Raw genomic sequence first — 19,787 nt, 5'->3', positions numbered from 1 at the left:
TTGCTAATTGCTAATTGCTAATTGCTAATTGCTAATTGCTAATTGCTAATTGCTAATTGCTAATTGCTAATTGCTAACAAAACCCCACTCTATATTATCGTATTTTTGTAGCCTACAAAAAATAAAAATTATGAGCACAACAAATCATATTAGCACAAAATGGTTAGGTAATATGTCTTTTGAAAGTAATAATCCTTCAGGTCATTCGCTACGAATAGATATCGCGAAAGAAGATGGTGGTGATGGTAGTGGTTTTAGGCCTAAAGCATTAATGCTTTCTTCATTGGCAGGTTGTTCTGGTTTAGATGTAGCTGCATTGATTAAAAAAATGAAACTAGAAGTAGATGAGTTTCACATTGAAACAATCGCAAACCTAACAGATGAGCATCCTAAATTTTATGACAAAGTAGTTATAGAATATCATTTTCATGGCGCAAATTTAGCCGAGAAAAAATTACAAAGAGCAGTAGACCTATCCATTGAAAAATATTGCGGAGTAATGGAGATGTTCAGGCAATTTGCCGAGTTGGATATTAAGACTGTTTTTCATAAGAAGTAAATTTAAAAGTTCAATTGCAAGTAACAAGTTCAAGTTCAAATAAAAATTATGCCGGATAAAAAGTTTGATCTTGAAGATAGATTGGTTGATTTTGCAGCTAACATTGTACTTTTTTGTAAGGACTTGCCGTCTGATATGACCGGTCAGTATTATGGTAATCAATTGCTAAGATCAGCAGGGAGTTCTGCGCTTAATTTTGGTGAAGCGCAAGGAACAAATACGGTTAAGGATTATATCAACAAGGCATCCATATCTTTAAAAGAATTGAAGGAGTCTAGAGTAAATCTTAAGATATTGACCAAAGTTGGGTATGGTAATGTTTCTAAAAGAGTTGAAATATTAGACGAACTTGAACAATTAATAAGAATTATAGCAACAATCATTAGAAACAAAAAATAACCAAAAGTCAAATTTTCAAAGAAGTTTAATGATTCTATTTTAGGATTTTGAACTTGAACTTGGTTTTTGAACTTGAATTTGAAGAAATGCGCTGGACAATTAAACCTAAACCGAAACAAGAAGATATTGATACTTTAGCGAGTGCTTTAAAGGTCGATGATTTGGTGGCGCAGCTATTGTTGCAAAGAGGAATTTCTACGTATGAAGAGGCGAAAGATTTCTTTCGTCCGCAGTTAGAAGATTTACACGATCCTTTTTTAATGAAGGACATGGATATTGCAGTAAGCAGAATTGAAGAAGCCATTGCAAATGGCGAAAACATTTTGGTATATGGCGATTATGATGTCGATGGTACAACCGCAGTTGCTTTAATGTCATCGTATCTGTTGAGTTACTATCCTAATGTGGCAACCTATATTCCGGACCGATATGATGAAGGGTACGGAGTGTCATATAAAGGAATCGATTTTGCAGAGGATAACGGATTCACCTTAATTGTTGCTTTGGATTGTGGAGTGAAGGCAATTGACAAAGTTGCTTATGCCAAAGAAAAGGGTATTGATTTTATCATATGTGACCACCACAGACCTGGTACAATATTGCCAAGGGCAATAGCAGTTTTAGACCCAAAAAGAGAAGATTGTTCATATCCGTATGATGAATTATGCGGTTGCGGTGTAGGTTTTAAGTTAATTCAGGCATTAGGATCTCGTAGAGGAGAAACTATTGATGATTTCGTCTATTATCTTGATTTAGTGGCAACTGCAATTGGCGCGGATATTGTACCGATAACTGGGGAGAATCGAATACTGGCTTTTTATGGCTTACAGGTTATCAATCAACAACCTAGAATAGGGTTTAAAGCTATTATTGATCAAATCAATAAAAAAGAGCTTACAATTACCGACGTGGTTTTCATCATTGCACCTAGAATTAATGCTGCCGGCAGAATGAAACACGGTCAATATGCCGTAAATCTTTTGACCGAAACCAATATGGACCAAGCCATACAATTCGCTGCTGAAATCGAAAAATTCAATACGGATAGAAGGGGGCTTGATCAAGAAATTACGATTGAGGCACTAGGGCAAATTCAAGAAAATCAAGAGGAAGAAGGGTTCACATCTGTAGTTTATAAAGACACTTGGCATAAAGGGGTTATCGGCATTGTAGCATCGAGATTAACTGAAACCTATTATAGACCAACACTCGTTTTTACCAAAAGTGGCGATAAGCTCGCAGCATCGGCAAGATCGGTTAGAGGTTTTGATGTATATAATGCTTTAGAAGGTTGTGCGGATTACATTGAACAGTTTGGCGGACACAAATATGCGGCAGGATTAACGATGTTAGAAGAGCAGTATAATAACTTCAAACATCAGTTTGAGAAGGTGGTGAAGGAGAGCATTGATCCACAAATGTTAATACCGGAAATTACCATAGATACTACTATAGAGCTACAAGATATTACTCCAAAGTTAATGCGCATTCTAAAACAGTTTGCCCCTTTTGGTCCTGGTAATATGTCTCCCATTTTTATGGCAGAAGATTTACATGACACTGGCTATGCAAAGGGCGTAGGTAAAGAAGAAGCACATTTGAAAGTTTCGGTAGTACAGCAAGACAGTCATAAAATTGATGGTATCGGCTTTAATATGGGCGATAAGCTTTCTTTGGTAACTGGCAGAAAACCTTTTAGTGCTGTTTTTTCTATTGATGAGAATGAATGGCAAGGTAATGTTAGTCTGCAATTGAAGCTAAAGGATATTAAATGAGAATAGAGCACATTGCTATTTGGGTTACTGACTTAGAAATGATGCGAACATTTTATGAACGATATTTTAATGCTGTATCTAGAGAGAAATATTATAACCCTACCAAAGAATTTTAATCTTACTTTTTAAGTTTTACTGATGGGGCAAGGTTAGAAATCATGCATAAACCATCTATTCATGCGGCTAGTAATAAGGCTGTAAATACCGGATTCATACATTTTGCCATGTAAGTAGGTTCAAAAGAACAGGTAGATTCTTTGACCGAAAAGCTAAGAGAAAACGGATTTAAAATTACCGGTGAGCCTAGAACTACAGGCGATGGTTACCACGAAAGTGTCATTCTCGATCCAGCAGGCAATCAGATAGAAATCACCATTTAACAATACTATTTATAATTATTCTAAATAAGATGTATATATTTATAGTAAATATGTAGATTCTTATGAACGATATTCATCCTATTTACCAGAATGAAATTGGAATAGCCTTCCAATGGAAAAAAGAGATACCGAACCAATCCAATAAAGTTCAAGTAATTTTTAGGGATATCGGACTATTACTAACTCAGAGCGAGTTACGTCATTTTTCGAAATGCATTGCAGATACTGTAAAAAGCGGTAAGGGTAATCTTTGTGGAGATTGTAAAACGAAAGAAACGTGTCGATCATTATTATTGAATACTCCTGCACATCAAATAACATTTGCGGTTAGCTATCAAGAAGCCATTGAGGTTAGAGATTTAATTAACGGTACATTATTTAAGTTAGAGTTAGATTCCTATTTCGGAGAATTAGGCATTGAATAGGATGAAATAAAATTCTTATTACTTCTATCGATTAATTAGTCATACAATCGCTTACTGCCCTTTAATTTATTAAATATCTTTAGACCCTATTTAGCGATTAGCTTATGAGCGTTAATGATCCTTATGCGGCACTAAGATTCAAGGAATTCAATATTTTTCTGCTAGTCCGTTTTGCCATGGTTTTTGCTTGGTCAATGCAATTTATAGTAATTGAATGGCAAGTCTACACGATTACCAAAGACCCGTTATCATTAGGTATTATTGGCTTGATGGAAGTGATACCTGCAGTAGGTATGGCACTTTTTGCTGGTCATATTGTAGATCAAAAAGAAAAGCGAAATTTATTGATGAAGTGTATTTTAGGCTTCTCTATCATTAGTTTCGGACTTTTTATGCTAAGTCTACCATCGGTTCTAGAAGCCTATGAAACCAAAGTCATTCTCTACGGAATATATGCATTGGTTTTCTGTGGCGGATTAGTTCGTGCCTTTCTAGGTCCCACTATATTTTCATTAATAGCTTTAATTGTACCCAAAAAAATATACCCGAATGCTGCAACTTGGAGCAGTACTACATGGCAAATGGCATCAGTTCTTGGTCCGGCATTAGCAGGTTTTTCTATTAGTTTTATAGGTGTACACTGGTCAATGTGCGTCATTTTTGGCTTTTCGTTGCTGGCATTGACGGCATTATTTAATATTTCTAAGAAGCCAATTCTTAATCCGAAAATTGGGGAGCCGGTTTTTCAGAGTTTAAAAGAAGGGTTGACATTCGTTTTTAAAACAAGGGCAGTTTTAGGTGCATTGACCTTAGATATGATTGCCGTACTTTTCGGCGGTGCAGTTGCATTATTACCCATTTTTGCACAAGACATTTTACACGTAGGTTCAGAAGGTTTTGGTGTGTTAAGAGCGGCACCTGCAGTTGGGGCAGCCATAACAATGTTGGGGTCTACAAGATTTCCGTTACATAAGAATGCAGGTAAAAAACTATTACTCGCTGTATTCGGATTCGGAATTTGTATGATTGTATTCGGGCTATCAACCTATTTCTGGCTTTCGGTAGCTGCCTTGTTTTTAAGTGGTGCGGTTGATGGCGTATCGATGATAATTCGACAAACGATATTACAATTAAAGACTCCCGATAATATGCGTGGACGAGTAGCTTCTGTAAATTCTATGTTCGTAGGATCATCTAATGAATTGGGTGCTTTCGAGAGCGGAGTAACAGCAAAATTAATGGGAACGGTAACCGCAGTTGTTTTTGGCGGCACCATGACTTTATTGACCGTGGGACTTACGGCAATCGTTTCGCCTAAATTTAGAAAACTAGATTTGCAGAAAGATGTCGAAGAGCATGAGAGTTAAAGAACTTAGATTCATTTCATAAAAAAGGCCCCTTAAAAAGGGGCTTTTTTTATTGTAGGTGGTACTTAAGATTTGGGTCTTAAGTGGGGGAACTTGTAGGTAAATTGAAGATTTGGGAATCAACACTTAATCTTAACAACAGTGTAAAGGTATCACCAATTGGTAGTTCACACTAACTTTTGTTGTGAAGTGCCACTTTTAATATGTAAGAAAAGGATTACATGTTGTTTGTTGATATTTTTAACCTGAATAAGTCTGATTTTGTAAAAAAGACATCATATAAAAAATGTAAATTATTGGTCTTTTCTGAAGTGTGAATGAATAGTTTATCCCTTTTTAAAAATTCTCGGGATTTTCTTAAGTTAAAAAATAATAATTGAAGTAAAAAGTTTAAAACAACGAAAAAGCCCCTAAAATAGGGGCTGTTCTTTAAAGTAGGTACACTTAAAATTTGGGTTTTAAGCTGGGAAAACTTGTAGGTAATGTGAAGATTTGGGATCAACACTCAAACTTAATAACACTGTAAAGATATAACCAAGAACTAGTTTTATAAAACTATTGTTGTGAAATGTTCAATTCTTGTTGTAAGAAAAGGATTACAATTAAATTTATGTATTTCGTCGATGTTTTTACTGAATTCTACTTAAATTCTTTCAAAGTAAGTTGCAAGCCATCAAACTCGGCATAGGTGTAGTAACCGATCCAATCACCTAGATTGGTATATTTTGAATTTTCTTTCAATTCAATTTCTAAAGGAAGATGTCTATGACCAAAAATGAAATGATCGTAATGTTGCGTTTCTAACTTGCGTTTGGCATATAGTACCAACCATTCTTTGTCTTCACCTAAAAACTTGGCATCATCATCTCCGCTAATCAATTTGTTACTTACAGAAAGATGCTTCGCCAAACGAACACCTATATCTGGGTGAAGCCATCTAAAGAACCATTTAGCTACAGGGTTGGTAAATACCTTCTTCATTCTTTTGAAGCCCTTATCATCTGGTCCGAGTCCGTCACCATGACCTATAAAGAAAGAGGCTCCGTTAATGGAATATTGCTGAGGTTTATGGTAGACAGGAATATTGAGTTCTTCTTCAAAGTAACCGTTCATCCAAAGATCGTGGTTACCAACAAAGTAATGTATTTGTATGCCGGCATCCGATAGTTCTGCAAGTTTTCCTAGGGTTCTTGTAAATCCTTTAGGTATAACGGTTTTGTATTCAAACCAAAAATCGAACAAATCACCCATCAAGAAAATGACTCCTGCATCCGACTTGATTGTATCTAACCAACGAATAAATTTCAGTTCTCTTACCCTACTTTCTTCCATAGTAGGTGCACCTAGGTGGTTATCGCTAGCAAAATATACTTTTTTTCCTGCAGGAAGTTCAATGTTCGTCATCAGGATGTAAATATAATAACTGTTTTGCGTACCAAGGGAATACCAAGGTCAAAATAAGACATGGTTTACATAACCCCTGCAATTTATACGGATGCATCTTTTTCGTTCAGAACTATTTTTATTGGTAGGTGATCACTATATCCTTTTATATTAAATGTGGATGAATTAGGCCTGCCAAATTTCACGGGTTTTTGGTACGATCCAGAAGTTAGCTCTGGATAGTCAATAATAGCAACAGCACTTAATTTAAATGGCAATTCAGATTTTTCAGATAAAATGCTTTTAGAAATCATAAACTGGTCTAACAAATTATACTCATTACCAAAGACAAACGTACCAATTTGAGCATCCAGAAACTTATGCATTACATTATAGAAATACTTTAACCGTACTCTATTACTTTTTACCAATGCCTTATTATTGATGGCCATTAAATACGACGTAATACTTTTGTTATACGGGTTATCATTAAAATCGCCCATTAATATAATATTGGCATCATCGCCTTGCTCTTCGTAAATTCTCTCTATCCAATATGATAAATTTTCGGCAACCATAATTCTAAAGGGTTCGCTTTCGAGTTCACCACCAGATCTAGATGGCCAATGGTTAAGTACGCATACCAGCTTATTGCCATTGGCAGTATTGATATGAACTTGAAACAAATCTCTGGTTGTATTTCTTTTTATAATACGTAGACTAAATGTTTGCTGTTCTGGTCCGTATTTGGTTTTATCATAAATAAGGGCAGTGTCAATACCTCTTTTATCATCACCTTCAGAAATTACAAAGCCGTAGTTCTTATTTAAGGCAGCACTCATGGCATTTATAAGTAGCTTAATAACATACTCGTTTTCTACCTCACAAACACCCAATATATCTGGACCTTCACCATTATTGAATTTTGATATGACGGCTGTTAGATTGGCTATTTTTTGGTCTAGAATAGCAGCACTCCATCCGTCGAGTTCTTTACCCAAGTGGTTGTTTAAAAATTCACTTCTTCGAGGTGAGTTTTCAATATCGAACAGATTTTCAAGATTCCACCAGTAAATATGATGCTTGGTCATATTGTTATATGTTAAGGAGTTGCCCTAAAAATAAAACAATTTATAAGCTTGTAAAGAAAGTAAAAGGTTAAGTTTTGTTGAACTTAATTATCACTCGCATACCATTCTGCAAAAGAAGTATCTGTTTCTTGCAGTTTTAAAGAGAATAATGAAATGTTCTCTGGAAGGCGAGATTTAATTTTAGCTGCAAAATCGATGACCATATTCTCACTAGTAGGTTGGTAATCTGCCAAAATAACACTGTGCCCTCTATCGGTCAATTCTTTAGCTAATTCTACGTGAGGTGTATTTTTATTGAATACCGTAGCGTGATCAAAAATGTCAACGATATCTTCTTTGACTATTTTCTTTAGATCACCAAAATCTATCACCATTCCTAATTTTACGTGGCTGGTGTCTGTAATAGGTCTACCAATAACGGTTACAGATAATTTATAGCTATGGCCGTGTACATTTCTACATTTACCGTCATAACCGTAAAGTGCATGCCCCGTTTCAAAATTGAATTGTTTGGTAATACGAATATTGCTCATAACCTATAATTATATGGCAAAGGTAGGGAATCTTTAAAAGGATTTATAAAGAGAAATCATTCTAAAACAATCTCGGTATTTCCAGAGATTAAGCTAACGTGGCAACAGTCTGCACCAACTTCATAATCTTCATTGATGACCTCTTCAGTAGCAATAAACCCTTTAAATGTAAGAGTTGCCGTAGTATTCTGGTATTGAATGCGATTGTCGTCACTAAGAATAGGGTAGAAACCTTGCTCTTTAAGGTATTGATATTCTTCGCCGTTAAAATCTTCAGCTATGTTTTTACCTGTTTCAGTATCTATGACCTCATAATTATCTAATGCAATAGCTTCGCCCGATGCATCTTTTATACTGACCGTAATGGTAACAAAATTTAGGGTGCATATAGCCGTAGAACAATCTTGTTGTTCAATAGAATCATCTTTGTCGTTACAGGCAACAAGAAATATTGATAGAAAAACTAATGTGATTTTTGCGAACATAAAACTGGTTTTTTAGAAGATGCTCAAATACCGATTAGTTACGTAGGGTGTTGAATTACCTCTTGTATTTCTTCTTTGCGCGCATTTTGTTTACGAAATAAATGATCAAAACAGATAGTGCAAGAACTGGAAATACTAGGTTACCGTTTAAAAATTGAAAGAAATCCATACTAATTATTTAGAAACAGAACGAAAGGCTGTTTCAGTTATTGTTTATTTTTTAAATTTTGACAGTGCGTTTCTAGTAAAATCAGAAAGGGCTAATTTTCCGGTAATAGCTGCGCGTTCTGTCAATAAGATATCCCAATCGTCGGTACCTTCCCATAAAACTTTCTTCCATTCAGTTAAAGCATCAGCATTATAGCTAGCCAATTTGTGAATAAAGAAGTCAAGTTCCTTATCCATTTCTTGTGCGGAGTCATACACTTTATTAAAAAGTCCTTTCTCTTGAGCCCAATAGGCGCTTTTCCATTCGGTAGGTGCTAAAGACATTTCGCCCATAGCACCAGTTCCTATTTTACGTGCTACTGCAGGTGCAATAACCAAAGGGGCGATACCTATACTAAGCTCTGATAGTTTTATGGATGCGTTTACATTTGAGTACACATAATCACAGGCAGCAGCAAGACCAACACCACCACCAACGGTTTTACCATGTACACGACCTACAATTACTTTTTTACATTTTCTCATGGCATTGATCACATGGGCAAAACCGCTAAAAAATGCTTTACCTTCTTCAAGATTAGAAACTTCAAGTAACTCATCAAAAGAAGCACCGGCACAGAAAGCTTTTTCTCCTTCAGATTTTAGAAGGATAACAGAAATAGCTTCATTATCAGAAAGCTGATTAATAGTGTCTGTTAAGCGTTCTAGAAGCTCAGAAACGAATGAATTACTAGCAGGATGCCCAAACTCTACATGAGCAACTTTACCGTCTATTCGTGTATATAAACTTCCATTTTTTCTTGAAGTGACCATAGCATTTTATTTTACTCGATAATCGAGATTACATACTTTGAGATTTGTCTTGAAGCAGCTGATACAAAATTACGGATTTTGCAATAAAGGTTTAAACTTGTTTCTGAATTTCCATACCAGTGCACCACCCCTTATAAACATCCAAACGGAGAAGGCAAGCCATATTCCTGTTAATCCCCAGTTAAGATATTTACCTAAAAATAGCATGGGCACAAAACCTAAAAAAGTAGCTACCAGTAAGGTGTTTCGTAGATATTTCATTTCACCCAGACCCTTAAATACTCCATCTAAAACAAAGGCAGTACTATTAAAAGGAAGCCCCAGAATAATAATATAGAAGATGCCGTAAAAAGCAGAAAGCACCAAGGGCTCATTAGAAAATAGGCTACCCAATGGTTTATAGAAAATAGTAGCCAAAGCCATAATGACCAGGCTGACTATGAGTCCGTATTTTGTAATCTTTTTAGCCAATAACCAGAGTCCGTCATAATTGCGTTCCCCCAATAATCGACCGCCCATAATATTACCAGCGGCACCGTAGCCATCTATAAAAAATGCGGAGAACAGCCATAGGTTTATGGCAATGGTATGCGCCCCTATGTATTTGTCACCAAGTGCGGTAGCTTCTCGAACGGCAAGAATAAGCGCTGTGTTTAAGGCAATGGCACGAACAAATAAATTTAAGCTCATAACTACCAATCGACCAAGCTCATGGTGAACAGGTAATTTTAGTTTTAGGCTAATATCGGTCTTGGTCCAAAGTAAATAGAATGCCATTAGTGCCATAATCGCTTGCGCCAACAAACTGGCATATGCGGCACCATCTAAATACATGGCAGGGATGAATCCTTCAATACCGTATACAAAGGCAAAATCGAGAATAACGTTCAATACTGCTCCGGTGATAGCAATGACCATGGGCCAATAGGTGTTCTGTAATCCGCGGAAAATACCCATCACTGCGAAAACGAATAAGGTTAGTGGAAACCCCCAAACTCGAATGGAGTAGTAGCTAATACAGTATTGCAATATTTTTCCTTTGGCATTTAATAGCTCAAAGATTTCTTGAACAACAAAAATGGTAGATAGCAAAACCAGAATACTCAAAGCAATGTTGAGGTAAATAGCCTGTGCGGGCAATGTTTTAACTTCCTCTAATTTACCGGCACCTAAGTATTGTGAAATAATGGATGATATGGCACTTCTGGTTTGTCCAAGAATCCAGATCAGCATAGAAAGAAAAGAACCTACAATACCTGCTGCTGCAAGAGATTCTAGCCCGTCTACCGGAATATTCCCCACAATAGCCGTATCGGTTATCGACAATAGCGGTTCTGCAATACCCGCAATAGTTGCAGGGATGGCCAAGGCGTTTATGGATTTAAAATTAACGGAAGTTTTCAAAAAATATAAGTTCTATAGTACAAGTTCGTAGCAATGAAAAGGATGATTACTTTGTTTGGGAAAAAATATATCTCCTAATTTGGTGTAACCACGTTGCTCGTAAAATTTCTGATTTCTTTTGTTCTGGCTAAAGGTATCTAACCTAACGGATACGGCATTGTTTTCTCTGGCAAAACTTTCGCCGAAGTCCATTAAACGCTGGGCAAAACCTTTACCTTGGTAGTTAGGGTGCACTGCTAGGCGATGAATATAGTAGTTATTTACATTTTCTGTTAGCCAGTTTACAGAAGTGTATTCTTTATCCATAAAAAGGGAAACAACAATACAGCCCACTATTTCGTTATCATGTTGAAGCACATAAAGTTCATTGCGTTCTATGTCATTTTCAAATGCCAGTTTAGAAGGATAATCGGTCGTCCATTGGTAAATACCATTGGCTTCCATAGCAATTCTACAAGCATCTGTCATTTTAAGAATTTCGGGTATTTGCGATATCTTTGCCGGTGCTATCATAAAAGCGATTTAATTAAATTGTAAATTTAGAGTTATAATCAACACTTTTTATCATGATGAATATTCTTGTTCCTATAGGTACCTCCACAAACGCAAACCAAACATTACAATACGCAGTAGATTTTGCCGAAGATTTTGGTTCAGAAATATATGTGATGGAGGTTTTTAATGTCAGCGGAAAAACAGGAACGCTTGCCAATATCTCTCAAAAGGTAGCCGATAATTCGAAGGAAAGATTAAAAGAAGTTATAAGTACTGTAAACACGAAAGAAGTTTCTATAAAAATAGCAAGCTTTAATGGAGAGCTAAAAGACGGACTAAAAGAAATTGATAAGGGAATTGGAATTGACCTAATAATATTGGCGCCTAGAAGTAATGATATTCAAGAAGAGAATTATTTAGGTCAAACTTCAGGAGCCATTATAAAACGAACGAATATACCAACGTTGATCGTACCAAAGGGAACAGCGTATATACCGTTTAAAAATATACTGGTTGCCTTCAAGTCTGGTATATTAAAAAGAAAGAGAATTCTTGATCCGTTAATTTCAATTAAGAATAAGCACAAGGCTATTGTAAATCTTTTGATGGTGAAAACTCCGGGCTACTCAGATGACGATTTAAAGATAAATACGGCATTGATGGACATTAGTTCTCAGTTGACGTTTACAGATAACTCAACTACCTATCATGGCGTTTTAGAGCATTTTCAAGCAAAACACCCCGATTTGTTATGTGTTTTTAGAAGAAAACGTGGTTTTTTCAAGAAATTATGGGAAAAGAGTACCATTTCAAAATCAGAGTTTTATGCCCCGGTACCGGTATTGGTATTAAGTGTAAAGAAAGATTAAGTAGTACTTTGATACGTTGCTAAAATGTATTTCCTTTGGCTCTCTTTAAAATTGGGGATTTGCATAGTATTCTTGTGCGTCCCGAAATCATTCGGGAAGGTCGTTTATATTTTTTTTGAGTGAATAAGGTAATAAAGGGGGATTAGCTCAGTTGGCTAGAGCGCTTGCCTGGCAGGCAAGAGGTCACCGGTTCGAATCCGGTATTCTCCACCTAGAGCTCCCTTTAATGTGAGCTTTTTTTTTGGTTTTGATCTGAGGGTGATAATTTGTTTTAGAGCGTCCCGAAAGCATTCGGGAAGGTCACCGGTTCGAATCCGGTATTCTCCACGAAAAAGGCTTCCGTTTTGGGAGCCTTTTTTATTTAACACCACTTAACTACCCAGCCGAAGGCGGGTGAACTCCTAATCTCTTAAGATTTTCAGAAACCTCGAAATGCAGCTTTTCCGCAGAGAGATAGAACTTTATTTACTTAATACATTGTACTTACGACTTAATACTATTTTTTACCTAACTCCTAACTCCTAACTCCTAACTCCTAACTCCTAACTCCTAACTCCTAACTCCTAACTGATACTCCCTTCTTAATCCTAAATTCCTAACTTGCAGTTCATTCATCAATCAATCAAATTGTTTCAATCATGATAGTAAAAAAAATCAGTCAACTAATTCTGTTTACATTAGTTGTGGGTACAACCTATGCACAAACCAATGATTCCATTTCTAACAAACTTACCAACGAGTTAAACAAAATTGCTACGGATAGCTCTTTAGTTGGATTTTCGGTAGCTATCGTTAATGAAGAAGGTACGTTGTATGAAAACGGATTTGGATTTGCAGATAAAAAAGCAAATATAAAATACACCGAAAAGACCCTTCAAAATATAGGGTCCATTTCCAAAACCTTTATTGGGGTAGCATTGTTGAAAGCGCAAGAACTGGGAAAACTACATTTAGATGATGACATAAACGACTACTTGCCTTTTAAAGTAGTGCATCCTAAATTTAAAAATACACCTATTACTATTCGGCAATTGGCAAGTCATACCTCAGGTATAAAAGACCCTGCAGAATATGAGAGCAAAGGCTATATATTGAAAGAAGCCGAAAATGGTACAGCCAAGGTAAATGGTAATTTCTTGCCTCCAAGTGAAATGATGTCCTTGGGAGATTATCTAAAAGCTATTTTGAGTGAAGATGGTAAGTGGTATAAAAAGAAAACATTTTCAAAATATTCTCCAGGTGGCATGTTCAACTACTCTAATATTGGAGCAGGGTTAGCGGCATATGTTTTAGAGCAGGCAACGGGAGAATCATTTCCAGAATTTACCCAAAAACATATTTTTGACCCCTTAGAAATGACAAGTTCTGGATGGTCTTTTTATACCATAGATTTCTCTATGCATTCAAAATTATATGCAGATCAAGATACCGAACTGGCATTTTACAAATTGGTGAATTACCCAGATGGCGGATTGATTACTTCCTCCCACGATTTGGCAAAATACTTATCTGAGATTATTAAAGGTTATGCAGGGAATGGAACTATGTTATCCGCAGAAAGCTATAAGGTCTTATTTACACCTCAGTTAACTGACGAAAACCATAAAGACCGGAGTGATAGTGAATATAATGATGAATACAATATGGGGTTGTTTATGGGCATGTCTTCAAAAGGGCAAATTGGACATACAGGCGGAGACCCAAGTGTAGTTACCCACATGTTTTTCAATGAAAAGACCAAAACAGGAAAGTTGTTATTGGTAAATACAGAGCTGGACAAGAAAAGCGTACAAGAATTCATTGCTATTTGGCGGGCTTTAATTGCTCATGAAAACGAGTTGTAACAAAAAGAGGTGTTATGAAAAATGAAATACATACCATTTGGCTAGACCTTAATGAAGAATTGTATCATTTTATTTTAGGGAAGATCAAAGACGAGCAGGTAGCAAAAGATATTCACCAAGAAGTATTCTTGAAAATACAGACCAAAATCCATCAGCTGCAACATACTTCTAAGTTAACCTCTTGGATATATCAGATTACAAGAAATACCATAATCGACCATTTTCGTAAACCAAGTTCTAACACCGTTGCTATTACCGATTTTGATATGCCAGAAGAACAGTTGGATGATTTTGACTATTCAAAACTTACCAATTGCATCAACCAGAAAATAGAACAGTTATCTGCTCAGCATAAAGAAGCTATTGTATTGACCACTTTTCAAGAGTACTCCCAAAAAGAGCTTTCCAAGCACTTGAACATATCATATTCGGGCACAAAATCTAGAGTTCAAAAAGCTAGGGACATATTAAAAATACAGTTACTTAGTTGCCCAAATGTGACGTCTGACCAAACAGGAAAATTGCTCGATTTTGAAAATAATGAAGAATAGCTACGTCTTTTTCTAATGTACCACGTCTATCTGTTATAAACCTTAAATAAGTTATGATGGATGATCAAAAAAAAGTAACCGTACAAATATTAAATGCCTTTACCGAGAATGATAAAGGCGGCAACCCTGCAGGTGTTGTATTGAATGCAGATGCCTTATCGCATGAAAACAAATTAGCCATTGCCCAAAAAGTTGGACTTTCGGAAACCGCATTTGTATCCAGTTGCAATATGGCAGATTTTAAATTAGATTTCTATACCCCAACAAAGCAAATAGCACATTGTGGGCATGCCACCATTGCCACTTTTTCATATTTGAAACAAATGGGGTTGTTAAAGGGTAATTCGTCATCAAAAGAGACCATAGACGGAAATAGAAAAATAGAAATTCAGGGAGATTTTGCATTTATGGAGCAATTAGCACCAACATATGTTGACCCAGTTGAACGAGAAAACGACATTTTAAATTCATTGGGATTAACCAAAGAAGACTTGCTGCCAAATGCACCAATGCAAGTGGTCAATACCGGAAATTCTTTTCTGTTGATTGCCGTGAAAGATGTAAAAACGTTAGAAGCTATTACACCACATTTTGATGACATAGAAAACATTAGTGAGGCATATAATTTAATAGGATATTACGTGTTCACTACAGATGCTGCAGCACATGAAATAGATGCAACAACAAGAATGTTCGCGCCACGCTATGGTATTTTAGAAGAAGCGGCAACGGGAATGGCCGCAGGTCCGTTAGCAAGTTATTTATTTGATGTCTTGCAGCTAAAGAAAACAACTTTTAAAATTCAGCAAGGTAAATACATGAGAATGCCATCATCAAGTGCGCTTGAAGTACAATTGAGAGTAGAGAATGAAACAATAACCGGACTCATGGCGGGCGGCAAAGGAATGGTAACCAGTGAATTGGAAGTTACGTTATAAACAGTAAAAGCAACCATTTACTTAGTGCTTAATACTTTGTACTCATTACTTAATACTATTTTTTTAACTAACTCCTAATTACTTTTTTATTTAAGACTTAACACTTTGTACTCCAAGAGAATTTTTCAAGCGATTTGATCTTTACAAAAGAAATACCATATAAATTATATTTTAAGATATATAAATAATAAAATAATCGCTAACTTTCTAAGGATTAAGATATTGTGTCTAAACAATGTTTATTGATTAAGCATTTATTGAAGCAAGTAAGTTCCCCTAATATGTCTTGCCGGTAGCATTATTCCCCCTATGTGGTAAAATACCAATTGAGTAGAATAATAACCAAAAATTATATATTATGAGAACTATTAAGATGACTATGTTTTTTATGCTTGCTGTGTTTTTAACACCAATTATCAATACCGCACAAGAATTTTCGGCTACTATGGATTTTGAGAATGCAGAAGCCAATGTAGCTGTTGTGTCCAACTATGTAAATGCAGTGCAAAACGGAGATGTGGAAACTATGGTAGCACAATTAGCCGATGACGCGAAAATATATGGTCTCAGCGGAGGTCCTACTAACGTAATGAACCCTTCCCAATTGTCTGAATATTATAAAGAAAGTTTTGCAACTACCAAACATTCAATTGACGCAAACACGTCTTATGCACCTATTAAGGTAACTGGTGGCATAAACGAGGGCGAATGGGTTATGGTGTGGACTACAGACACTATTTCAAATAAGAAAACCGGTCAAGAAATCGCGATTCCTGCACAGGTTACGTGTGTGGTTGAAGATGGTAAAATTAAAATGATGGCGCATTATTACGATCAATTAAACGTAATGACATCTATGGGCTATACGTTACAACCTCCTACGGAATAATAAATAAACCTGTCGTATGAATGTTAAACCCAGAAGCTTTTTCTGGGTTTTGCTTTTTATCTTTTTACCGCCACCACCTAGCGCCACCACCTAGCGCCATTACCGTGCAGTTACAAATTGAAAATGAAAAAATTGCCGGACTCATGGCTGGTGAAAAAGGAATGGTAGCCAGTGAATTTGAAGTTAAGATATAAGCAGAAAAAGCAACCAATTATGTTAAACGCATCTTTACTATACAACTATATATGTAAAGGAATGAAAAATTGGGTTCGAAATTGGGTCGTTTGTGGTGTAATCTCTTTAGCAGTTTTTAGTTCTTGTAGTAATAATGATGATACTTCCACATGTAATGTAGAGAACCCTTTAGAAGAACTTTCTTGGCTTAATGATTGGGTAAATTCATTGACTGATGATCACGAGTATATAAGAACAGCCAAGTATCTGGGCAATGATGTTTTTTATTATGTGAATTGCGACCCCACTGTTGCATATGTTTCGTTCACCAGAAATTGTGAGGATTAAACAATAGGTAATACTGCCGAATTAAAATCAGAATTCACGCAAGACAGAATTTTATGGTTACCAGAAAATTCAGAATGTAGTTTTGAGTAGCCTCTACGAATGCTATTTGTACTTAATACTTTGTACTCATTACTTAATACCATTTTTTCTCCTAACTCCTAACTATTTTAAACCACGTACCTCTCTTTTACAGTCACCTTTAAACATAAATGAAAGAAAAATACTACCTTGCTGCTTACTGTTTACTTTGTAATCAATAGCTTAAACATAAGGTTTGGTTTAGTTGTTTTTAAAAAAAATATTTATGAAAGGAAAATTTTTCTTGTGTTTACTTTTTAGTCTTGTCGTTTTAAACTCATGTTCAAATGAAGAAGACGATGTATTTGTATATGAAGGATATTGGAGTGGTCAATATACAAGTAATGTGGATAGTGGAAATTGGTCAATAAGAATTGACATGAATAAAACGGTTATTGGAACATTTACTCCTACTCAGTCATCATATTCCTACCAAATTATAGGAACTATTACCGAAAGTGGAGTTTTAAATGCAGATATAAAAACTTCAGAAATCATTGGAGAGTTTAGTGGAACTTTTATAGACGATATTGCTTCTGGACTTTGGACAATGAATAGTGATGACGATAGCGGAAATTGGACTGGGGTAAAATTGTAAAAAAATAGTTGTAGCAGACGATTGTAAAACGGATTTGTAAGATAGACCGATTATCGCATTTTATGGTTACTGGAAAATTCAGAATGTAGTTTTGAGTAGCCTCTACGAATGCTATTTGTACTTAATGCTATTTTTTCTCCCAACTCTGAATTGTCCAAAACCCCTTATTTTACTACTATTTTAAGACTTTTGATTTAAAATCGTATTCGGTAGCGTATACGCTGATTATACAAATTATTTACTCAAAAATAACAAAATGTTCGAGAAGAAAAAGTTGTTCATTAAAAAAAATCAAAAAGTAAGTTACTGGTTTATTATTATAGTATTTGCAAATTTATTTTTTGATAAAACTAGGAAATTTAAAAAATCAAAGCTGAAACTTTTATCCTCTTAATAGGTTGTAGATTAATTTAAGAATTCCATTTTAGAATAAATTCTCTATTTTAAATATTGGTATTTAAATAATAACTGTTGTATTGAATTGTTTAAGTAATGTTATAGATAGAGAATGTTATTGGTTAATAACTAGGGTAACTTATGGTAAGCGTTAATTGGTTTGGTTAGCCAAACGAGTAGCTGTATGGTAATCGAAGTTAACCATAGATAACCATGTTCTTCCCTAGTTTTGTAACGGATTTAATTTATTAATCTTAATGGTTACCCATGCCAACCACTTTTCCGTTTCTTCTTTAATTTGTTATTTTTTTAGTGAACATAAATTTTGAAGATTTTATTGCGTTTTTCAGTCTGTTGACTTTTGAATATATTTTTTATGCCATTATTGGTAAAGAGAATAACTAATCAGAATTTTTCATTGAATATTTCTTACTTGTTTTCAACAGGTCTTAAATCATAAATACGTCCCTTTTCATATTTCATAATCCATAGAAATGGTACCAGTAAAAATATTCCACCAATTAACGGACCTACTGCTACTTTCTCATCTTTAGAGAATGTATCGTTGTAAGTTTCGTATCCTTCCTTTTCAATTCGTACCGTATTAGAGCTACCTACAATCTTTGAATCTTTATGTTTGTAAGGCGTTTGTCCAACATATTCACCATTTATGTAGATTTTGGCATCACCTGGTACGGTTGTAATCATAGTTGAACTTGCGCAGCTTGCGAATAGAATTATTGATCCTAATAAACATGCTTTCGTTTTTAAAAATCTTAGTTTCATTTTGTGAAAATTAATATGCGGTATCAACTACTATTAGAATAGTGTTAATACCGCATTTGTTTAATGATGTTGATTAGTTGAATTCTACAATGTCGGCAGTAACGTAGCATTTTGTAGTTGCTACTATACCCAAGAATGTAGAGTATTTAAAATCTACAATTACATTTGCTAAGGTTTGGTTATCCTTTAGTGCAAAATTTTGTAACATATTAGCTTTTGCTTCTTTAACAATTGCTTCTCTTTTCATACCACCGATACCTAATACATAGGTAGCTTGCGATTTACCCTGAATGTCTCTTTTTAAATAGGTAAAGTTGTTTGAACTTAACGCAGCTGAATTGGTCATTGAGCCTGTCAATGCAGATGCACAACTAGAAAACATAATTGCAATTGATAAAGCTAAACTTAATCTTACTAAAACTTTTTTCATTATAAATAAATTGTTTGGTTCCTACTCATATGGCTTTTCAGTTCCGCCTCGTTTTTATAGTGATTTCTGAACTTCACTTGTAAGTAAAAGGGTGTGTTATTTTACTCAATTTCAAAGAAAAGTATATTGCAATTATTTTGTTTACGGGATTCCGTAGTTCTGTGAAATATTTTTTAAATTTATTTTAGAGTTAACCAAAACATAGTTCTGACTTCCATTGTAGGGTAGGCGCTGTCCACCCACACCAACCATCATTAACCCCTATTTAATATATCTAAGTATTGGATAATAAATGATTTGTGGTATTAGGGTAGGTGGTGGTAGCTTACAGGGTTGGATATGGTTGGCAACAAACCTACGTATTACGCCAAGCATTATGCACGAATACATTTTGGTAGGTTTAGGGTAGGCAGTTATAACCCTATGGATAGCGAATATGGTTGACTAGGGTAGGTAATCAAAATAGTAGGGTAGCAGTAGTTTAGCTCGTATGGTTAACTAGGGTAGGTAAGCGGGTAGGTAGCTGTAAAAGTAAAGACAAAATTTATATAATCATTTGTATGTGAGTGTTTTAATTAGGGTAGTACTTCGTTTTGATGTTCTACAGTA

General features: G+C 35.3%; 22 protein-coding genes, 1 tRNA gene and 1 pseudogene. 15 read left to right on the top strand and 9 right to left on the bottom strand.

Translation table 11 applies throughout. The features are described 5' to 3' along the window. Positions 1-130 precede the first annotated feature (130 nt). The 6 genes and pseudogenes from ACEN2N_RS17910 (at position 131) to ACEN2N_RS17885 (ending at position 4,905) form a co-directional block, all read left to right on the top strand. Positions 131-559, top strand: coding sequence for an OsmC family protein (locus ACEN2N_RS17910; RefSeq protein ID WP_441825605.1), 429 nt, complete (start codon positions 131-133; stop codon positions 557-559). Between the two features lie 48 nt (positions 560-607). Continuing rightward, positions 608-958 (top strand): four helix bundle protein, encoded by a 351-nt coding sequence (locus tag ACEN2N_RS17905; protein WP_441825604.1) that lies wholly within the window; start codon positions 608-610, stop codon positions 956-958. Positions 959-1,044: 86 nt separating this feature from the next. Further along, a complete protein-coding gene (gene recJ / locus ACEN2N_RS17900) occupies positions 1,045-2,733 on the top strand; it encodes a single-stranded-DNA-specific exonuclease RecJ (protein WP_441825603.1) in 1,689 nt (562 codons plus the stop codon). Further along, positions 2,730-3,113 (top strand): annotated as a pseudogene (locus ACEN2N_RS17895) (VOC family protein). Before recJ ends, ACEN2N_RS17895 begins: the two are co-directional and overlap by 4 nt. A 62-nt stretch (positions 3,114-3,175) precedes the next feature. Then, positions 3,176-3,538 carry a hypothetical protein gene (locus ACEN2N_RS17890; RefSeq protein ID WP_424003729.1) on the top strand — a complete coding sequence of 121 codons (363 nt, stop codon included), beginning with the start codon at positions 3,176-3,178 and terminating at the stop codon, positions 3,536-3,538. 104 nt (positions 3,539-3,642) lie between these two features. Beyond that, positions 3,643-4,905: an MFS transporter gene (locus tag ACEN2N_RS17885; RefSeq protein ID WP_441825602.1), complete on the top strand. Its 1,263-nt coding sequence runs from the start codon at positions 3,643-3,645 to the stop codon at positions 4,903-4,905. A gap of 639 nt (positions 4,906-5,544) precedes the next feature. Here ACEN2N_RS17885 and ACEN2N_RS17880 read toward each other — a convergent pair. The 7 genes from ACEN2N_RS17880 to ACEN2N_RS17850 all read right to left on the bottom strand — a co-directional run bounded on the left by ACEN2N_RS17880 (position 5,545) and on the right by ACEN2N_RS17850 (position 11,295). Then, positions 5,545-6,309, bottom strand: coding sequence for a UDP-2,3-diacylglucosamine diphosphatase (locus tag ACEN2N_RS17880; protein WP_441825601.1), 765 nt, complete (start codon positions 6,307-6,309; stop codon positions 5,545-5,547). An 83-nt stretch (positions 6,310-6,392) separates the two neighbouring features. Continuing rightward, entirely contained in the window at positions 6,393-7,379 is a 987-nt protein-coding gene (locus ACEN2N_RS17875; RefSeq protein WP_441825600.1) for an endonuclease/exonuclease/phosphatase family protein, read from the bottom strand. Positions 7,380-7,462: 83 nt separating this feature from the next. Continuing rightward, positions 7,463-7,912, bottom strand: a complete 450-nt coding sequence (locus tag ACEN2N_RS17870) for a 6-pyruvoyl trahydropterin synthase family protein (RefSeq protein WP_441825599.1) — start codon at positions 7,910-7,912, stop codon at positions 7,463-7,465. A gap of 56 nt (positions 7,913-7,968) precedes the next feature. Beyond that, a complete protein-coding gene (locus ACEN2N_RS17865; RefSeq protein ID WP_441825598.1) occupies positions 7,969-8,397 on the bottom strand; it encodes a hypothetical protein in 429 nt (142 codons plus the stop codon). Between the two features lie 213 nt (positions 8,398-8,610). Continuing rightward, positions 8,611-9,378, bottom strand: coding sequence for an enoyl-CoA hydratase/isomerase family protein (locus ACEN2N_RS17860; RefSeq protein WP_441825597.1), 768 nt, complete (start codon positions 9,376-9,378; stop codon positions 8,611-8,613). 69 nt (positions 9,379-9,447) lie between these two features. After that, positions 9,448-10,782 (bottom strand): MATE family efflux transporter, encoded by a 1,335-nt coding sequence (locus ACEN2N_RS17855; RefSeq protein WP_441825596.1) that lies wholly within the window; start codon positions 10,780-10,782, stop codon positions 9,448-9,450. Positions 10,783-10,794: 12 nt separating this feature from the next. Then, complete coding sequence (locus ACEN2N_RS17850; protein WP_441825595.1) at positions 10,795-11,295, bottom strand: GNAT family N-acetyltransferase; 501 nt, start codon at positions 11,293-11,295, stop codon at positions 10,795-10,797. A gap of 53 nt (positions 11,296-11,348) precedes the next feature. On the opposite strand from ACEN2N_RS17850, the gene ACEN2N_RS17845 reads away from it, so the two are divergent. From ACEN2N_RS17845 to ACEN2N_RS17805, 9 genes are all read left to right on the top strand, one after another. After that, entirely contained in the window at positions 11,349-12,146 is a 798-nt protein-coding gene (locus ACEN2N_RS17845) for a universal stress protein (protein ID WP_441825594.1), read from the top strand. A gap of 136 nt (positions 12,147-12,282) precedes the next feature. Then, positions 12,283-12,356 (top strand) — tRNA-Ala (locus ACEN2N_RS17840). Positions 12,357-12,784: 428 nt separating this feature from the next. Further along, a complete protein-coding gene (locus tag ACEN2N_RS17835; protein WP_441825593.1) occupies positions 12,785-13,990 on the top strand; it encodes a serine hydrolase domain-containing protein in 1,206 nt (401 codons plus the stop codon). 14 nt (positions 13,991-14,004) lie between these two features. Then, entirely contained in the window at positions 14,005-14,541 is a 537-nt protein-coding gene (locus ACEN2N_RS17830) for a sigma-70 family RNA polymerase sigma factor (RefSeq protein WP_441825592.1), read from the top strand. A gap of 53 nt (positions 14,542-14,594) precedes the next feature. Beyond that, the gene (locus tag ACEN2N_RS17825; protein WP_441825591.1) at positions 14,595-15,479 is read left to right on the top strand and encodes a PhzF family phenazine biosynthesis protein; all 885 of its coding nucleotides are present in this window, start codon (positions 14,595-14,597) and stop codon (positions 15,477-15,479) included. A 358-nt stretch (positions 15,480-15,837) separates the two neighbouring features. Further along, complete coding sequence (locus ACEN2N_RS17820; protein ID WP_441825590.1) at positions 15,838-16,368, top strand: nuclear transport factor 2 family protein; 531 nt, start codon at positions 15,838-15,840, stop codon at positions 16,366-16,368. A gap of 20 nt (positions 16,369-16,388) precedes the next feature. Beyond that, positions 16,389-16,562 carry a hypothetical protein gene (locus ACEN2N_RS17815; RefSeq protein ID WP_441825589.1) on the top strand — a complete coding sequence of 58 codons (174 nt, stop codon included), beginning with the start codon at positions 16,389-16,391 and terminating at the stop codon, positions 16,560-16,562. A 61-nt stretch (positions 16,563-16,623) separates the two neighbouring features. Further along, positions 16,624-16,890, top strand: coding sequence for a hypothetical protein (locus ACEN2N_RS17810; RefSeq protein ID WP_441825588.1), 267 nt, complete (start codon positions 16,624-16,626; stop codon positions 16,888-16,890). A 322-nt stretch (positions 16,891-17,212) separates the two neighbouring features. Further along, the gene (locus tag ACEN2N_RS17805) at positions 17,213-17,566 is read left to right on the top strand and encodes a hypothetical protein (RefSeq protein WP_441825587.1); all 354 of its coding nucleotides are present in this window, start codon (positions 17,213-17,215) and stop codon (positions 17,564-17,566) included. A gap of 825 nt (positions 17,567-18,391) precedes the next feature. Here ACEN2N_RS17805 and ACEN2N_RS17800 read toward each other — a convergent pair. Together ACEN2N_RS17800 and ACEN2N_RS17795 are read right to left on the bottom strand one after the other, a co-directional pair. Beyond that, entirely contained in the window at positions 18,392-18,748 is a 357-nt protein-coding gene (locus ACEN2N_RS17800) for a PEGA domain-containing protein (RefSeq protein WP_441825586.1), read from the bottom strand. A gap of 73 nt (positions 18,749-18,821) precedes the next feature. Beyond that, complete coding sequence (locus tag ACEN2N_RS17795) at positions 18,822-19,178, bottom strand: DUF6567 family protein (protein ID WP_441825585.1); 357 nt, start codon at positions 19,176-19,178, stop codon at positions 18,822-18,824. Positions 19,179-19,787: the final 609 nt, after the last annotated feature.

Origin of the sequence: Maribacter spongiicola, from assembly GCF_052119685.1 — a bacterium.
GTDB lineage: Bacteria > Bacteroidota > Bacteroidia > Flavobacteriales > Flavobacteriaceae > Maribacter > Maribacter spongiicola_A.
This window is presented reverse-complemented; position numbering and strand designations above follow the sequence as displayed.

Excerpts from the sequence above, each read along its gene's own strand:
- ACEN2N_RS17910 (WP_441825605.1), top strand. The coding sequence starts at position 131 with ATGAGCACAACAAATCATATTAGCACAAAATGGTTAGGTAATATGTCT.
- ACEN2N_RS17905 (WP_441825604.1), top strand. The coding sequence starts at position 608 with ATGCCGGATAAAAAGTTTGATCTTGAAGATAGATTGGTTGATTTTGCA.
- recJ (WP_441825603.1), top strand. The coding sequence starts at position 1,045 with ATGCGCTGGACAATTAAACCTAAACCGAAACAAGAAGATATTGATACT.
- ACEN2N_RS17890 (WP_424003729.1), top strand. The coding sequence starts at position 3,176 with ATGAACGATATTCATCCTATTTACCAGAATGAAATTGGAATAGCCTTC.
- ACEN2N_RS17885 (WP_441825602.1), top strand. The coding sequence starts at position 3,643 with ATGAGCGTTAATGATCCTTATGCGGCACTAAGATTCAAGGAATTCAAT.
- ACEN2N_RS17880 (WP_441825601.1), bottom strand. The coding sequence starts at position 6,309 with ATGACGAACATTGAACTTCCTGCAGGAAAAAAAGTATATTTTGCTAGC.
- ACEN2N_RS17875 (WP_441825600.1), bottom strand. The coding sequence starts at position 7,379 with ATGACCAAGCATCATATTTACTGGTGGAATCTTGAAAATCTGTTCGAT.
- ACEN2N_RS17870 (WP_441825599.1), bottom strand. The coding sequence starts at position 7,912 with ATGAGCAATATTCGTATTACCAAACAATTCAATTTTGAAACGGGGCAT.
- ACEN2N_RS17865 (WP_441825598.1), bottom strand. The coding sequence starts at position 8,397 with ATGTTCGCAAAAATCACATTAGTTTTTCTATCAATATTTCTTGTTGCC.
- ACEN2N_RS17860 (WP_441825597.1), bottom strand. The coding sequence starts at position 9,378 with ATGGTCACTTCAAGAAAAAATGGAAGTTTATATACACGAATAGACGGT.
- ACEN2N_RS17850 (WP_441825595.1), bottom strand. The coding sequence starts at position 11,295 with ATGATAGCACCGGCAAAGATATCGCAAATACCCGAAATTCTTAAAATG.
- ACEN2N_RS17845 (WP_441825594.1), top strand. The coding sequence starts at position 11,349 with ATGATGAATATTCTTGTTCCTATAGGTACCTCCACAAACGCAAACCAA.
- ACEN2N_RS17835 (WP_441825593.1), top strand. The coding sequence starts at position 12,785 with ATGATAGTAAAAAAAATCAGTCAACTAATTCTGTTTACATTAGTTGTG.
- ACEN2N_RS17830 (WP_441825592.1), top strand. The coding sequence starts at position 14,005 with ATGAAAAATGAAATACATACCATTTGGCTAGACCTTAATGAAGAATTG.
- ACEN2N_RS17825 (WP_441825591.1), top strand. The coding sequence starts at position 14,595 with ATGATGGATGATCAAAAAAAAGTAACCGTACAAATATTAAATGCCTTT.
- ACEN2N_RS17820 (WP_441825590.1), top strand. The coding sequence starts at position 15,838 with ATGAGAACTATTAAGATGACTATGTTTTTTATGCTTGCTGTGTTTTTA.
- ACEN2N_RS17815 (WP_441825589.1), top strand. The coding sequence starts at position 16,389 with ATGTTAAACCCAGAAGCTTTTTCTGGGTTTTGCTTTTTATCTTTTTAC.
- ACEN2N_RS17810 (WP_441825588.1), top strand. The coding sequence starts at position 16,624 with ATGAAAAATTGGGTTCGAAATTGGGTCGTTTGTGGTGTAATCTCTTTA.
- ACEN2N_RS17800 (WP_441825586.1), bottom strand. The coding sequence starts at position 18,748 with ATGAAACTAAGATTTTTAAAAACGAAAGCATGTTTATTAGGATCAATA.
- ACEN2N_RS17795 (WP_441825585.1), bottom strand. The coding sequence starts at position 19,178 with ATGAAAAAAGTTTTAGTAAGATTAAGTTTAGCTTTATCAATTGCAATT.